At 38.7% G+C, this 17066-nt stretch carries 12 protein-coding genes; 3 read left to right on the top strand and 9 right to left on the bottom strand.

What is annotated here, in order from left to right:
* Positions 1 to 131: 131 nt before the first annotated feature.
* Together BM130_RS11115 and BM130_RS11110 are read left to right on the top strand one after the other, a co-directional pair.
* Positions 132 to 329 (top strand): hypothetical protein, encoded by a 198-nt coding sequence (locus BM130_RS11115; protein ID WP_010527744.1) that lies wholly within the window; start codon positions 132 to 134, stop codon positions 327 to 329.
* Between the two features lie 12 nt (positions 330 to 341).
* Entirely contained in the window at positions 342 to 797 is a 456-nt protein-coding gene (locus tag BM130_RS11110; RefSeq protein WP_010527743.1) for a protein-export chaperone SecB, read from the top strand.
* Between the two features lie 594 nt (positions 798 to 1391).
* On the opposite strand, the gene BM130_RS11100 is transcribed toward BM130_RS11110, so the two are convergent.
* From BM130_RS11100 to BM130_RS11080, 5 genes are all read right to left on the bottom strand, one after another.
* Entirely contained in the window at positions 1392 to 2093 is a 702-nt protein-coding gene (locus BM130_RS11100; protein ID WP_010527742.1) for a hypothetical protein, read from the bottom strand.
* 405 nt (positions 2094 to 2498) lie between these two features.
* Positions 2499 to 3296 (bottom strand): sulfite exporter TauE/SafE family protein, encoded by a 798-nt coding sequence (locus tag BM130_RS11095; RefSeq protein ID WP_010527741.1) that lies wholly within the window; start codon positions 3294 to 3296, stop codon positions 2499 to 2501.
* 151 nt (positions 3297 to 3447) lie between these two features.
* The gene (locus BM130_RS11090; RefSeq protein WP_010527740.1) at positions 3448 to 4038 is read right to left on the bottom strand and encodes a CDP-alcohol phosphatidyltransferase family protein; all 591 of its coding nucleotides are present in this window, start codon (positions 4036 to 4038) and stop codon (positions 3448 to 3450) included.
* 148 nt (positions 4039 to 4186) lie between these two features.
* Positions 4187 to 6574, bottom strand: coding sequence for a penicillin-binding protein 1C (gene pbpC, locus BM130_RS11085; protein ID WP_010527739.1), 2388 nt, complete (start codon positions 6572 to 6574; stop codon positions 4187 to 4189).
* A 190-nt stretch (positions 6575 to 6764) separates the two neighbouring features.
* Positions 6765 to 8348, bottom strand: a complete 1584-nt coding sequence (locus tag BM130_RS11080; protein ID WP_010527738.1) for an aspartate:alanine exchanger family transporter — start codon at positions 8346 to 8348, stop codon at positions 6765 to 6767.
* A 315-nt stretch (positions 8349 to 8663) separates the two neighbouring features.
* On the opposite strand from BM130_RS11080, the gene BM130_RS11075 reads away from it, so the two are divergent.
* The gene (locus BM130_RS11075) at positions 8664 to 10088 is read left to right on the top strand and encodes a polysaccharide deacetylase family protein (protein ID WP_010527737.1); all 1425 of its coding nucleotides are present in this window, start codon (positions 8664 to 8666) and stop codon (positions 10086 to 10088) included.
* 133 nt (positions 10089 to 10221) lie between these two features.
* Here BM130_RS11075 and BM130_RS11070 read toward each other — a convergent pair whose 3' ends face one another.
* From BM130_RS11070 to BM130_RS11055, 4 genes are all read right to left on the bottom strand, one after another.
* Complete coding sequence (locus tag BM130_RS11070) at positions 10222 to 11778, bottom strand: glycine--tRNA ligase (protein ID WP_010527736.1); 1557 nt, start codon at positions 11776 to 11778, stop codon at positions 10222 to 10224.
* A gap of 243 nt (positions 11779 to 12021) precedes the next feature.
* Complete coding sequence (locus BM130_RS11065; protein WP_010527735.1) at positions 12022 to 13647, bottom strand: DUF3843 family protein; 1626 nt, start codon at positions 13645 to 13647, stop codon at positions 12022 to 12024.
* A 233-nt stretch (positions 13648 to 13880) separates the two neighbouring features.
* Positions 13881 to 15314 carry a DUF5723 family protein gene (locus tag BM130_RS11060; RefSeq protein ID WP_010527734.1) on the bottom strand — a complete coding sequence of 478 codons (1434 nt, stop codon included), beginning with the start codon at positions 15312 to 15314 and terminating at the stop codon, positions 13881 to 13883.
* Between the two features lie 35 nt (positions 15315 to 15349).
* The gene (locus tag BM130_RS11055; RefSeq protein WP_010527733.1) at positions 15350 to 16984 is read right to left on the bottom strand and encodes a hypothetical protein; all 1635 of its coding nucleotides are present in this window, start codon (positions 16982 to 16984) and stop codon (positions 15350 to 15352) included.
* Positions 16985 to 17066: the final 82 nt, after the last annotated feature.

Raw genomic sequence — 17066 nt, 5'->3', positions numbered from 1 at the left:
TATTTATCAAATCAGGAAAAAGAAAAAATTAAATTTGCAATACTAACTAAACTGAGATAGATCTTTATCCGGACACACTAATTTAAACACTACCAGGGGATAAGCTAATAAACCTTTCCATATTGGCAAAAATGAAACAAGCCCTAAACATTGAATTTGAAATAAAAGAAAAAATACCGTATGAAGAGCAAATAAAAAAATACCACACTTTTGTCTCGGACGGAAAAGGATTTTGGGTTTACAAAACATTTAAATCGTTTAGCACACCTAATTACGAAGAATCAGAAGATATCCCTATATCTTCTCAAAATGAAGATTGTGTTGCCTAAATAACCAAAGATATGTTAGCAAAACCATCTGAGATACAATTAAAAAATTTTGCTGTTTTGCAATCACATTACAAATTTACACCTCTGAAGAAGCTTCACAAAAATATATATGAACTCATTGATGGTTATCAAATTGATATTGATTTTGCCCATCAGGCCAAAAAGAAAGGAGAAATACAAGTATTTACCAAGATTTCTGTAAATAATACAGAAGCTCCTCTTCCCGGATATAGCCTATTTATTGAAGGTTCCGGAATATTTTTAATTAATGAAGTAGATAGAATCGAAAGAAGTGTTAAAGACAATCTGAAATATTATTCAACGGTAAGCATTATGATAGGTTACCTACGTAATTCACTATCCAACATGACTGCTTCCGCCCCCCTCGGGCCTTATATACTTCCGCCAATTGATTTGAAAGATTTATTTAGAAAAAAGAATGAACAAGCCAAATCATTCAAGAAGTAGGTAGTTCCGTAATTTTTCCGGCGGAACCTTCTAAAAATTTCGCTATAAAGTGCATTTTTCTAAACGGGCGGGTAAACAATCTCCCCTCCTGCCAAATTAACATCACTCTTCTTGCATCAATATAAATTCAATTGTGGCTTATTGATTACTCCGGGCAATGTAATGCCTGTCCTGCCATAATTTGTTAAGGTGCTGGCGCAAAATAACTGCCTCCTGTCGAAAAATTTGGGCTCCTGCCAGTGAATGTAGTCGTCCTGCCGCAACATTATGCCGTCCTGCCGGGGGTTGGAGCACAGCTGGCAAGCAGGAGGCTTCAGAGGTACGCCAGCGCCATACCATTTTGCGGCAGGCACACGTCAAAAACACCAGAATTTCTGAAAAAAGTGGCAGGAAGCCCCTGAATGCTGCTTAAACCTGAAAAAATATGCCCGAGACACTATTTTTCAATTCCACATGTAAAACAGACTAACTATGAGGTTTTAAGCCTTTTTAAGAAAACAGTTAACCTGTTTTCTCAAAAATCTCAATAAACAGGGAAGGGCCTCTATAGGCCCTCTTCCCTTGTCACCTTCCTTATTTTAAAACCAAAACTATCTACTTACGATTATAATTACTGAAATAACCTTGCAGCCTGTTTTTGTCTTTTCTAAAAACATATTTTCCACAGGCTTTTACCTCATCAACATCGCGTTTAAGTAAGGTATACATGCGATCACGCATCAATTTGTTTTGGCTTTCTTCAAACTTTTCACCATTGGCTTTAGCTCTTAAATCGGCCATTTCATCAGACAACTGAGCACCTTTTTCCCAAAACGATTCGTCTTTGCCGATAGCCATCATCAGGTCGGCATTTTCACGTGCCAAAACAGCAGCATCGTTAAGGTCCTGAATCATATCAGCATGTCCTGAACCTTCGGCAATAGCCGAAACCTTAACCAGCAAATCATCTCTGTGCCGGAAGGCATATCGCATGGCAGCCAACATTTCGTCCCGATACTCATAAGCTTCTGGCGACCTTTTTTTCCATTCCAGTTCGGCTTCGTCGCGCTCCTGCCGCTCTTTCATCCAAATGGATTGAGCTTCACGCAAAGCGCCGGCTTTTGATTGAATGCTTTCAAGAATTCCTTCGGGCAACCCGGCAGCCACTAATTTTTCCTTGTCTCTTTCGGCCCACTTAACCAGGTCTTCAGCTTCCTGGATGTAAATACCCACCGGCATGTAAGGAACTTTAACCTCATCTTCTTTAATGGCTAAAGCTTCCTCTTTGTGCGCTTCAAAATCAGTCTTTTGTGGCATAATCAGTTGATTTTAAAAACCTCAATCCTGCTCCCGCATCCAAACAGAATTGAAATTTTCATCATCTCTAAAACGGGTCATTTAATGGTCATTGAAGCGGGTTAGCAGGTTTTCGGTTTTGGGGTTAAACATCATTAAAATGACCAAAAAAGGACCATTTGTGCCAACTGGCCAAAAAAACTTCAAACACTGAGAAAGACCGAAAAATACAGCATCATATTATACTCTGAAAGCACTTCCAAAGTTAATAACAATCATATATTTTTGTCAAGTTTTTTTTGCCGGAAAATTCAATAATATTGATAAGCTAATTTCCTAACCAACTATTTAAAGGTAATTACCGTCCAAATTAAACCTCGATTAAAACACCGAAATTTAAATTTAAATTCAACACCTGCTCAAAAATCAGATGGCTGAAATTATAATGCCCAGTCCAAAAATTGCGAGAACTACGGCATACCAAAACCGAACCTTATCATCGAAACGGTCGGTTTTGACACGTGCCATACGACGGGGCCCCATGAACGCTCCCAAAATGGTTCCGGCAGTAAGGAACAATATCAATGTCATATCAATTTCCCCAATCAACAGATGAGCTCCAAGTGCCGAAAATGTATTGGTGGTAACAACCAGAAGAGAAGTTCCTGCTACTATTTTTAAAGGAAGTTCCAGTGCCAGCAGTCCGGCCAGCACCGGCGCCGTACCGCTGGTACCAAATAGTCCGGTAACCACTCCTGCCAATAATCCGTAAACAGAACTTTGAATAACTTTACTCCTGGAAAATAACTTCATTTCATCCGTCTTTCCGCTTCGTTTTCGCCGAAAGCGGACATATACCATTTGCAAAGCCAAAATAAGGCAATAAAAACCAAAAACCAGCTCAAATAACGAGGATGATACCATATTGGTAAGCCAGGCCCCAATCAGGGCTCCCGCTATACCCGTTAATATAAAAATCAAGGCAATAGATAAATCTATATGCTTTTGGCGGTAATGGCTCCATGAGCCGGCAAGACAAACCGGCAAAGTGGCGGCCAGAGAAGTAGTTACAGCTACCTGCCCCGGAACATGAAATAGCAGAATTAAAACCGGAAGAAAAAAAAAGCCTCCCCCACCACCGGTTACTGAGGCTCCAAATCCTATAATAAAACCGATAATGGGTAGCCACAAAAAACTCCACTCAAACGTTGAATAAAATATCATATTTTATTTTTTTCGGCCAATAAAAAAGAACAAGTATATAAATTTTTAGTGATTAGTTTTTAGTTTCCGGTGCCCGGTATTTTAGAATCGATAATATTCATTTTCGAATGGAACAAAAAAGCAAATAATTTAAGGCCGACCAACCCGGTTGTCATTCTCTTTTCCTCTGCCTTAATTCTTCTTTCAATACCCAATACAAACCTTTTACATCCGAACGAACATCAGGTATGATAGCCTGAATCGCGATATGCTCCATGGAAGCCATAATGCCCCAAACCACCATAAAATAATAATAGGGGACAATAAAATTCCCGGAAAAGAGCAAAATAAAAAAAATACCCTCAATATATCCCCCAATTTTAGTAGAATAAAGATGAAAGCTGGGTAATCGGCCAAATCTTATTAAAAATAAAACTATCGGCAAAATCAAGAAAACAATAAAAACAATGAAGCTTTGTAAGTGAGGTTCTAAAACCTCATATTTAAAAACAAAAATACCTATAATTGCTAAGGCATAAGTAAGATCATCAGCCGCAGAATCAAGCCGGGCACCTATTTCGGTTCGCTGATGCAGAATACGGGCCAACAACCCATCTAAAATATCCGTTACTAAATTAATAACTAAAAAAATGCTAAATAAGTTTTCCTTTTTAGATACTACCAAAAACAAAATCCAGGGGAAAGCCAATAGACGATAAAAACTCAACAAGTTTGGGATAGTAAAGAAATTTTCCTTTTTCATAACTGCATAAAATTTTCCGAAAATTCAACCAGTGAAGCTACTTAGCTAAACTTAAGGCCGAAACAGAAAACCCTAAATTACAGATTTTTGTTTATTGTAGAAAAAGTATGCCCCGATGAATGCCAAAGAATCCATAAAAAAAACAAAATCAGAAGAGCACCTTAAATGATCTTGTTAAACGGTTTCCGTCATGATCAACAATGGTAATCTGGTGAGTTCCTTGCTCGGGCATAATTTCCATTTCATGGATACGCTGAGTTTGTCCTAAATATTGATTGTCGAGATGCCAGAAAACGATAGCGTCGGGATTATTATGCACAGCTTTAAAGACCACAGATTGTCGTTTACCATCCAGGTCAACTGGGCGAATAACTGAAATCCCCGGATTTGGATAAATAAAGGCCATAGGCAAGAAATCCTCATCAAAACAGCCGGGTTTTAAAGGGGGGAGAAACCGATAATCGGAGTGAAGCTTACTGTAATACCACGCCATTACCGGAGGTAAAACAAACCATGGTTCCGAAATGATTTTTCCGGAAGGCTCGCAAGTTATTTTGGTTCTATAACGACGATCTATGGTGAGATGTACAAGCCTATGCCAGGGACATAATGATGATGATTTAACTGACTTTGGAACCTGTAACAATTTCGAGGGACAATTAGGCCCAGCTCTGTAACCGGATTTTTGGCAAATGGTCACTTCTTTTAAATCATCATATGGCCTTTCAAACCAGCGACCATGCGGCAAAAGATCAAACAACTTAAACATTAAAGGTGCAGCGACCGTTCCACCGATCAACCCTGGTCGACCTTCACCCGATGCGTTTCCTACCCATACCCCAACAACAAAACGGCCATTGAGACCGATACACCATGCATCTCTGAAACCAAAACTGGTACCGGTTTTCCAGGCTATATTTTGTTGCGTACTAAAATTTTCCCATCCTTTTTCTTCGGGTGGTCTCACCAAACTTTGCATGGACTGAAAAGTCCACCACAACGCCCCGGCCGAAAATACCGGGGGATGATCAGTAAATTTGATTTCACCGGCCACAGTATCTGTTAAACTAAGCGGATGAAAATCAGAAATACGATAACGACTATTTTCGGAAGTATAATGAATTAGAGTTCTTCCCATAGAGGCATAACTTCCTGTCAGATCCCAAAGAGTTACCTCCCCTCCTCCCAGAATTAGACTCAGCCCATAGTGGTCAAACCCTTTATTAAGCGTAGAAATGCCGGCCTCCGAAAGTTTTTTAAGGAACTTCTCACCTCCATATTGTCTGAGCAGCCTTACAAAAGGAACATTAAGAGAGCGCGACAAGGCCTCATCGGCAGGTACGGCACCATCGAAACGAGGATAAAAATTTTCAGGGGCATAACTGCCTATTCGGGTAGGTACATCGGCAAGCAATGAGTTGGGAAGGATAAGACCCTCCTGCAGTGAAGCAGCATAAAGCATTGGCTTCAGGATGCTTCCGGAACTTCTTTTGGCCCGAACCATATCCACATTATAACCATCATCCATATCGACAGGCCGGCTATTACCCACATAAGCCAAAACCTGGCCCGATTCAATATCAGCAATTAATGTTGCAGCGTGGCGGATATGGTTAGTCAAAAGTTTAACCGTATGTCGCTGTACGACCTGTTCGGCAAGAGTTTGAAGCTCTGGATCTATAGTCGTATGGATTCTCTGTCCGGGCTGGTTAATCCAAAAATAATCAACCAAATGAGGAGCCTTGTCCGGCAACAATCTTTTACCGGAAGGCAAAGGTTCCAGGAGAGAAAGTTGAAGTTCCGTAGAATCGATATAACCTTTTTCAAAAAGTTTATGAAGCAACCTATCTCTTTTCCCTTTCAGTATGTGATGGTTGTGCCCCGGTCTTATCAATCCGGGAGCATTGGGAAGGACAGCTAAACAGGCTGCTTCAGCCCAGGTAAGATGTTTCGGAGGACGTTGAAAATATTGCCACGAAGCAGCATCAAGACCAACAATATTTCCGCCAAAAGGGGCATTGGCAGTGTACATCAATAAAATTTCCTCTTTGTTTTTTGCAAGCTCCAGTCTTAATGCCAAAACCATTTCCCAAAGTTTATTTAGGAAGGTACGAGGCGCTTTTCGGGCCATTCGTGCAACTTGCATTGAGATAGTGCTGGCACCACTCACCACATTCCCCGTACGTATGTTTTGAACGGTGGCGCGCAGGATAGAAATTGGATTAACCCCCGGGTGGAAATAAAAATATTCGTCTTCGAAAAGCAACAAGCATGTTTTGTATTTTTCAGGTAATTGCTGCGATGCCGGGAAACGCCATTGCCCGTCAGACGCAATACGTGCGCCCAACAAGGAGCCGTCACGGGCCAGAACAACGGTAGATTGCGGGGAAGAAAATTTCGGAACCGGAACCAACAAAAAAAGAAAAAACAAAACGGATAGAAAAATGAGCAACCGAGTAATTTTTCGAAAAAATAAATTAGTTCCTAAAGTATTGCCTTTAGAATTATCTTTCTTTTTTTCTATCCGGAAAATCATTAATTATATTCGGTAATTACCACTATTTAAAACTATTAAATCAGATTACCCTATAAAACATATAAACTTATAATAATTTTTTAAAGTCTGCGCGGTTTATTAAACCTGAAAGAGCAAAAAAGGGCCATTAACAGGCCCGAATTTCATCACTAAATCAATGTATTTTAGCAAATAAAACCATAGAAGCCGGCTATAAAATTGCTAAAAACTGAGTAAAAATAATCAATAAAACCATTGCCACGGGATAAACGGTAGCATAAGCAATAGCCGGCGCATTGGTTTTGGTCATGGGATCAACAGCTGCCAGGCCAGGTGTACTGGTCATTGAGCCGGTAATACCTCCCAACAAAGTCAATATGTCCATATTTTTCATAAACCGGGCAGCAATAACTGCAAGAATCATTGGCATTAGAGTAATGACACCACCTATTAAAAAAAGCTGGCCACCATATTCCGAGTAAGTGTCCACCAGTTGTGCCCCGGCTTTAGTTCCCACCTCGGCCAGAAAAAACATAAGACCAATTTGTCGCAACAACTGAGTAGCCGCCCCCGACATACTCCATATAACCGGTCCGGTACGTCCAATCCGGCTAAGAATCATTGCAACAGCCAAAATACCACCAGTAAGACCCAAATTAAATGACATCCCCCCAAAAGATAAAGATAAATTCCCCAAAACAATTCCTAAAACAATACCAGCGGCAACAGGGAAGAAATCTGTATCCGAAAGTTTTTTGTCATCGTTGCCAAAGATGCGTACCACTTGTTTCATATTTTCCCGGCTACAGGCAACAGTTAACTTATCGCCTAAATGGAGCCTCATGGATGGGGACGGAGTAATGTCAATTCCACTACGGCGTAACCGCGTAACGGTGGCTTGATAATTATTCCATAAATTAAAAGTACCCAAAGGTTGATTAACTGCTTCCTTATTGGTAACAAGTATCGATTGTACCTCATAAGATTTATGCAGAGGAATTTCTTCATCAGTTTCACGTCCGATTAGTAGTCTGAACTTTCGTAAGGCATCGTTGGTACCGACAGCTTTCACCAAATCACCTTTCTGCAAAATGGTATTGGGTGAAGGTGCTACTGCTTCACCCTCATGCATAATCCGCGAAATAACGGCCTTAGTCATCGACCTTATACGTAATTCAGAAATAGACTTGCCATTCACATTATCGTTTTCGACACGGAAGGTTTTACTTTTAATATCCGGGAAACCAGATTCACTTAATTTTTCGTATTCTTTTTCCGCTTTACCAATGTCAGCCTTTATTAATTTGGGATATAACCTAACAAAAAGAATAACCCCTATTACCCCGAACGGATAGGCAATACCATACCCAATAGAGGCCAAAGGAGAGCCTGTGGCATCTATCGCCGCGGCGAGGCCTGGTGTGCTTGTCAGTGCTCCCGTTAGCAATCCTATTGCTACAGATATATCTATCCCTGTAAAATAATAGGCTACAACTGTAACTAAAGCCGCTGTTCCTACTACAATAAAGGCTAACAAGGCGAGATTACGTCCCTGCTTTTGAAAAGACTCAAAAAAACCCGGGCCGGCCTGCATCCCAATGGTATATATGAAAAGAACAAGACCAAGCTTGCCTATTATCGACGGCATAGTCATTCCGAAATGACCAAAAACCAAAGCCACAAAGATAATTGCTGAAATATCAAGGGAAATACCTTTAATTTTAATACTACCCAAGATAAAGCCCAGACAAATAATTACAAACAAACCAAAATACTCAGCAGTAAAAACTTCCATTGATTTAGTTATTAATTAGTTGACGACAAAGGTACGGCAAAACCTTTTGTAGAAATGTGAGACCAAGTTAAATTTTACTAAAGCTCAATTATTGTTTTTATTATTGATGAATCTTAAACGATCTTCCGGTTAAATATAGTTACCTTTGTTTTAATAAAAACATCACCTTCAACAACTAAGTTGATTTAGCCTTATACATTACGAAAGCCTAAATCAAATCAATAAAACTGATCTTATTATTAAGAGCAAAAGTATTTACAAGAACAAAAAATTAACTCATCTGTATAAAACTCAATAAAAAATAGAATTAATACCATGTATCTTTCTGAAAACAAGGTTAAATATATTTTTCATCACCTTTGGCAACACGTCCGTATCCACAACCTGGAACCACATTCAATTATAATTGTAAATGACTGCAAAGAAATACCACCATATCTGGAAAATAAAATAATTTTCATTCAATCGTCACAAGCCCACCCAGAGCCATTTGAAATAATATTTCACGGCAAAAAAATCCCGATCCTGTTCGGCACAAAAGACCCCAATGGAGAAATATACCATTTCGACACCAAAGGTAATTTGATATTTAGGCATGATTTACTCTCCTCGGCTTTTTATCTGCTTTCAGGACAACAAGAGATCGAAGTAGAACAAAAAGATCAGCACGGACGATTTCCTTTTGAATTGTCCATTCAGAAAAAACTAAATTTTGTCCATCTACCCGTAGTTAACTACTATTTTGAGATAATAACAGAAGGGCTGGAAACTTTTGCACAAAACCACAACAAGAAAATCGACCGCCTGCGCTTGTTCGATTCTTTTGCATTTTTTCTAAGCCATGATGTTGACCGCATAGCCTTCCATCATCCCTTTTATGTATTATATAGACTTAAGCAGTTCTTAGGATTATCACCATCCAATTTAAGTAAGAGTAAAATTATAAACCTCTTTTTTCAAGGATTGGGATATAACCTAAATCCATTTAAAAAAGAAGATCCGTGGTGGAATTTTGGCAAACTGATAAATCTGGAAAAAAAGTTGGGAATTCGTTCCACCTACTTTTTTTTGAAACGTGAGGATGGCTTTAAAAATTCACTCTATCATTACAAAAACAAAAAAATAAAGAGTTTAATATCAACATTAAAAAAAGAAGGATTTGAAGTAGGACTTCACGGCACATATCGCTCTGCTGAAGATGGTCAAAATTTAAGTTTCCAAAAGCAGGAATTTGAAACCGCCACAGGAACCAAATCCATTGGAATAAGGCAACACTATTTACGCTTTTCCCATCCACACACATTTAAACTTCAGTCTAATGCAGGATTAATATACGACACTTCACTGGCCTTTGCCGAACACGATGGATACCGCAACGGTTATTGTCTGCCTTTTCATCCCTATGATTTTGAAACAGACCAAATGATGCAAATTTGGGAAATCCCACTTGTCATGATGGAAGTATCGGTGCTCAACTATCGACAGGCATCCTTTGAAGAATTAAAACAAGCGGTTAACCATTATATTCAGGAAGCACGAAAATTCGGCGGACTTTTTAGCCTATTATGGCACAACTGTCGAATAAACGACATTGAAACACCTGGCATTTCAGAATTTTACACAAAACTACTTGAATCAATTATAGAAGAAAAGCCACAATCACTGAGAGGTATGGATATATATAAACGAGCATCTACATTTGAACAAAGACCGCCTTCGGATATTTTTAAATTAATTTGATTCTGAACAACAAAATATTTTCTCTTTCTTTTCTTAAAAAAGTAAAAATGCCCCGGAAGATATTTCTATCACAGATCCGGGGCAATTATATCTTTAATAATCGACTGAAAAACAAAAATAATTAGCAATTCATCTAAACTAATGTTTTTAACAGCTCCTTCAAACTCACTTTCTTGGTGATAATATCATAAAGCTGTTCAATTTTCACACGCTCTTGTTCCATCGTATCCCGATATCGTATAGTAACAGTATCATCTTTTAAAGTCTGATGGTCAACGGTAATGCAATATGGCGTACCGATTGCATCCTGTCGCCGGTATCGTTTCCCAATGGAATCTTTTTCCTCATACCGACAGTTAAAATCAAATTTAAACTGATCGACAATTTTCAGAGCTTTTTCAGGTAATCCATCTTTGCGGACCAGAGGCAGAACAGCCAGTTTAACAGGAGCCAAAACGGGTGGCAACTTAAGTACAACACGTGTTTCACCGGTTTTCCCGTCTTTATCGGGGACCTCCTCTTCGGTATAAGCACCGGCTAAAATGCTCAGAAACATCCTGTCGACACCAATGGAAGTTTCAATAACATATGGCACATAGCTTTTATTGAGCTCAGGGTCAAAATATTGCATTTTTTTACCTGAGTATTGTTGATGCTGCGACAGGTCGAAATCGGTACGTGAATGTATCCCTTCCACCTCCTTGAATCCAAAAGGCATTTCAAATTCCACGTCGGTAGCGGCATTGGCATAGTGGGCCAGCTTATCATGGTCGTGGAAGCGGTATTTTTCATCACCCATGTCCAATGCTTTATGCCATTTCATGCGCATGTTTTTCCAGTAATCGAACCATTTCATCTCCTCACCCGGCCGCACAAAGAATTGCATTTCCATTTGTTCGAATTCGCGCATGCGGAAGATGAACTGACGCGCCACGATTTCATTCCGAAAAGCTTTTCCGATTTGTGCAATACCGAAAGGCAGTTTCATTCTGCCCGTTTTCTGCACATTAAGAAAGTTAACAAAAATGCCTTGAGCGGTTTCGGGCCGCAGATAAATTTTGGAAGCACCTTCGGCCGTTGAACCTACTTCGGTAGAAAACATGAGGTTGAACTGGCGAACATCGGTCCAGTTTTTTGACCCTGAGACCGGACAAACCACATCATAATCGAGAATTATTTGGCGCAGTTCCTTAAGATCATTATCATTCAATGCCTTTACGAACCGGTTGTGAATCTCATCCAGTTTTTCCTGGTTGGCCTTCACCCGGGGATTGGTAGCTCTAAATTTGGCTTCATCAAAATCATCCCCAAATTTTTTGCGTGCTTTCTCTGTTTCTTTGGTGATTTTGGCCTCTATTTTAGCCATGAGGTCTTCGATGAGCACATCGGCCCGGTATCGCTTTTTACTGTCTTTATTGTCGATAAGCGGGTCGTTAAAAGCATCCACATGACCGGATGCTTTCCACGTTGTTGGATGCATGAAAATGGCGGAATCGAGTCCTACCACATTTTCGTGAAGCAACACCATGGAATCCCACCAATATTTTTTAATATTATTTTTAAGCTCTACGCCGTTGGGACCATAATCATAAACAGCACCCAATCCGTCATAAATTTCACTTGAAGGAAAAACAAAGCCATACTCTTTACAGTGAGCTACCAATTTTTTAAATACATCATCCCGGGCCATAAACAAATCTTTTATTTTCCGTAATTAATTTTCGTTTAATCCAATTTGCAGCCTATCAATTCACCTTGTTCTGTCCTAAAAGGTAAATTCATATAGCCGGGTTCACAAAGCAACCGGACTCTTAATTTTTTGCAATACTTTAATAAACCGGTAGTTTTGAAAACGCCACAAAAATAACGGAAAAAAATTTCAGATGAACAATTTATTGAATCATTATTGGAAATACTTTAATCTTAAAGGCATTTAGCTTTTATTATCTCCCACTAAAGTCACAGAGGGATAACTAAAGTAATATTCTCCTTTCCCAAATCTGAGAAGAAAATCCAAATTATTCAGGATTAATTTTCCCTTCTCTGAATCAAAAAAAGGTAACCGCGATTTATATTCATTTACGCAATGTAGCGCAAGTTCGGTTGAAAATCCTTCAGCAATAATAACATCTATAATATGCTGCTCGCTTAATTCTTCATCAAAAAAAGGATTTTCTTTGGAAGGGAATGCACTATTTACATCCATGGCCACTTCAATACCACTTTTAGGATTAAAAAAAACAAGCCCGTTGTCGAACTCATCCACAAAACTTGAGGATACCTCGTATTCAATTTTTCTCGACAAATTGCTTTCCAAGTGCTTTTTATTTTTAAGTTTCAGGATAGAGTTATTGTAGTAATCAAAAAAATCGTAAAGAAATCTCTCAATTTTATCAGATTCCAGGAAAACAAGAGAGGATCCATTTGTAAATTTTTTAAAAGCACGCTCTTGTTTTTCCAATACCTTATAAAGGGCTTTATTTTGACGATCCAAGAAATCAACTTCCATTTTACTTTCAACAGAGTTTCTTTCTTTTACAACCAATTCGGCATCATACTCGGAACTAAAGAAATTTCCGGAGAACCACCATTCATTGTCCCACCTGACCATACCAATGTATACAATTTCATCTAAATTATTAAGCTGTTGGTGGCTATCAAAAGATTTTTTGGTCAAAGCAAACTGTTTCCCGGAGGCAATATGCTCAAGAAAAATATTTTGTTGGTCCTGCCCCTTATAAAAGAAGAAACCTTTGACTTTATGGGACATGTCTTTAATTTTGGGCGCCAACCGATGTCCTTCCGGTAAAATAGCTGATGCCCAATCTTTAGCTCTCAGTGCCAAAAGGCGGGAATATAATGAATGCACCATTAAATCCCTCCTTTCATTTAAATAGGAAAGCAAATGTCTTTCGCCTTTATTTTCTTCAAATATTATTTCCACTTCATTCTTAAGTTCCAGCTGTGTATCAGGGTAAAATAAATACGAATTGAAAAAAATTTGGTCCATAAGAACTCTCGACTCATAAAACCCAATATCCTCAGAGTCATCCAATGAATAAAATGGTTTAAGTGCATTGTTCTCAGGGGCATATTCCCAAGCCTCATCTAATACTTCAAAAACGGCGTGCGCAAGTGTTGTTATGAAGCCACTGGATGCCAATATGAACTTTTCCTTTTGCATGGTATTCAAATAATACCAAATGAGAAAAGCAATATCCTGCCAGTTAACTTCCCCCTCATAATAATCTTCAAGGTCAAAAAAAGGCAAAGGTTTTTGATAAAGAGCTTTATGAAGTTTTACAAAAGTGTTCCACAGGTTTGTATCAGAAACAAGGTCCTCCAAATAAGATGTCAAAAAACACCACAAAAGGTCAATCTCTTCGCTTTCCAAATATAGGGACAACATCAATGCTTCCTGACAGCCATAAGCTGCCATTTTAACCTTATTACTAAGTTGCAGATAATAATTATCAGTGGGCATTATTTTTCGGTAAGGCTTTAGCACCAACCATTGTCGAATAAAAATTCTGTCTTTAAAATCGGGCAATTGACTCATAAATTATATTTTATTCGGGTTAACGAAACGCATTTGACTAAACAAATATACATGTTCATTCAAAACACAAAAAAAGGAAATTAATTTGTGCAAACAAGAGATCACAAAACTAATTTCCTGCCTTTATTTACTTAAACCACTGATTCTCTACACTCAACCTATAAACACAAAATTCATATAAACCGGGAAATTTCCTGGATAAAGAAAAAGACTTCTTGATTCTTGATAAAAGATTATTCCGATCGGGGTTGTTTATTGCGTGTTCCGTGTCGTCCGAAAATAAAATTAAGGCCGAACAAAAAACTCAAATCTTTTTGCCGATAAGCCATAGGGAAAGAATCTTCTTCATCATCGAAAGAGACCTGTGCATAGCGTAAGGGCATATAATCTGCCGCCAAAAACAGTTGAAGAGGCCCAAACAAAATGGAAGAAGCCATCCCCAGACCACTACCGCCTTTAATACGTTTACTGTAATTCAAATTAAAGGACACAAAAGAATAAGGCTGAAGATTGGCGGAAAGACAAAAATCCTGACGGAAATTATATTTTTGGAAAATGCTCCTTGACAAGAGCCCGAAAGACACGGCCGGCGTCCATTGATATGATGCCCCTAAATATATTTCGGGCGACAAAGGAATGCGAAATTTATCGTGATTGACATCATAATTAATCACTGTTTTGATGGAATCTCCGATGTCTTCAAATGCTTGTTCAATTTCATCATCATCGGTTCCTTCAACACTGATTCCATCGAAAGCATAGGCTCCATCAAACGCCAGGGTATTGAGGTCATTTTTAAATTTCAGGGATCCCAGATTGTTAAGAGCGACTGAAAAGGTCCACAGGCTATCAGGTCGATATTCAGCACCAAGGTCGAAAGCCAGTCCAAAATTATTAAACCCGCCAAAATAATCCCCCACTTCATCGTCAGATAGATCACGCATCTCTATGGATTCCGGGAAATCGCCGGGCTGACCCTCTTCAACATCCAGGGGTCCGGAAGTGTGTATTTGACCCGATACCAGCAAATCCCACTGAAGATGTGAAGTATTTAGCTGGAAACGGTCAATATCGGTAATGCCGCCAAAAACGCCGAAAAGGGGTTTAACTTTAATCCCGAAAGTCCATTGGTCGTTCCATTGCCTGCTGTACCCAAAAGCAAATTGATAATAAAGAGCCTGTTTAATTCTAAGCGAAGAAAAATCGAATTGCTCATCTTCGGGAAATCCCAACTCGGTAATCTTAAAAAGATCGGCCGGAAGACCGGTTTGTAAAACATTTCGTAACCCAACAGAAAAGGAAAAATAATCTTTCCCCGAACGAAAACCTATCCCCATCAAGTCAGCCTCCGTATAATGATTAAAATTAGCCGCCTTACCGATGACTTGGTAAAGGTCAGAATAATCGAATCGACGACTCAAAGGGGTGACCCATTCACTACCTTTATCCTGAAAAGCATCCTTAAAAGCCATATCAGATTGCATCAAAACGTTGACGGAAGGCATAGAAAAAAAACCGTTAGCCCTTGGCTGAAAGGCCGGATTAAGCTTTTGGGACTGCGGAATGGTTTCCATAAAGTAGAGTCCCATAGGATTTTGAGCACTCAGAGGAACCAGAACAAATAAATAAAGAATAATCAGAAATAATATATAAAAAACCGCTTTCATTTCTTTAACTATTTATAGGATAACTTATTGAATATTTACAAAGAAGGGATACTACCATTAATTTTTATTGACAGCTCCCCTTTGAAATCCATATCGTCATAAATTCGGATAAAATCCAACTCAGGATTATCTCCCGAAGGTGTATTATAAGCCGTTTCAATAACAATATTCATAGCATCCTTGTCGAGGAACTCATTAATTTGATTGCCGGAAATGGCAACAGAAAATTCAGAATGTTTGGGCTCATCAACATATCCGGTTTCCGGATTGAGATCACCGGAAACGATAACTTTAGTAGAATCGAGAAGGTCATCTATCTTATTGCCCTGACCATCGATAACCCAAATTCTGGCGGCAATATCTACAGGAATTCGACTAAAGAAATCAAAGAAGAGCGTTATATCCTCAATCTTACGAACATCATCTTCGTCCTCTCCTAAAATATCATGAATATCAAAATCGACAGTATCCTTACGACTATAGCCCGAAGCTTTAAACCAGGCAGGCAAATTCACTTCCAGAGTTCCCTTCAATACGTTATCAAGCCCCATAAAATTCTGAAGTTCGGTTTCACCGTTGGGATTGGAGAAAGAAGTAACATCGAAACGTACCCGATCGGGATAACTGTTAACAATATCCACAATGTTGTCGGAATTATCTCTGTCGATGGTAATAGATGTAACGGCATTTTCTATGGGATCGCTATAGATGGCAGCTTCCAAAAAAAGATTGACAAAGTTTTCGCCGTCGACATTCAATGTGCCAACAAGGTCACCATTTTCATGAAAAAATTGCAGATTTTCCACCGTAACATCAAAAGGAACGCCTATCCCGCTTTCCACTTTTAAAGAAAGGTTTAAATCAAAAAATTCAATGTTATCCACATCTTCTTCCAAATCGTCAAAGACATCGAAAGAAATATCCTGTTCCAATTTTGAAGCTTCTTGCTGTCCGAAATAACCAAATGTTAACGCTGGATTCATATTGCTTAAGGAAAAATCGAGAATGGCATTCCCACGAACAACATTTTCCAAATTAACGGAGGTTATAACCGATAAATAACTAGAGTCTTGTCCCTGAGATGGAACAATCTTTTTCCCTGCCAAATCTTCGTCTACCCCAAAAGTATAATTGGAAGCATTTACATCAAATGAATAGTGAAGCGGCTCACCATTGTGAAACACTTCCGGAACAGAGATTTGAACATTTCCGGTAGTACCAAATGGCACGGATAATTGAAATTGCAATCTACCCTCATCCATAAAAGCCGAATCGATACGGACATCATCGCGGGAATTAAGTTTTACTTTTTCTTTAAACTGTGCTGAAGAAGCAGCTTTTAAGTCTGGAAATAAATCCACTTCGTTCAAAGGATATTGCCAAACTTCCGAAAAATCTCTTAGTCTGACCAGAGTCTCCCAATCGATATCAACTTCTTGAAAAAACCGGGCATAAACCATCCCCTGCTGATCAATAAAAATATATTCATTATCAATTTCTTCTAAAAAATCAGCGATTTTATAGGTTATTTCACCTATTGGGGCAGCTATTTCCAACTCCCGATTATCATCATTGTTTTCGGTATTAACCCAAATATCATCATCCTGACATCCGGTTAATACCCATAACGATACTAAAAACAAAAGAGGCCATTTTCCTTTAATTTTCATAACATAACAATTTATAAATCAATTATTTATTGTTTTCATCAGAATGAAATAGTTCAAAGTTATAGATTTAACAAACCTAATA

Source organism: Thermophagus xiamenensis (assembly GCF_900112795.1).
GTDB classification, from domain to species: Bacteria; Bacteroidota; Bacteroidia; order Bacteroidales; family Marinilabiliaceae; genus Thermophagus; species Thermophagus xiamenensis.
This window is presented reverse-complemented; position numbering and strand designations above follow the sequence as displayed.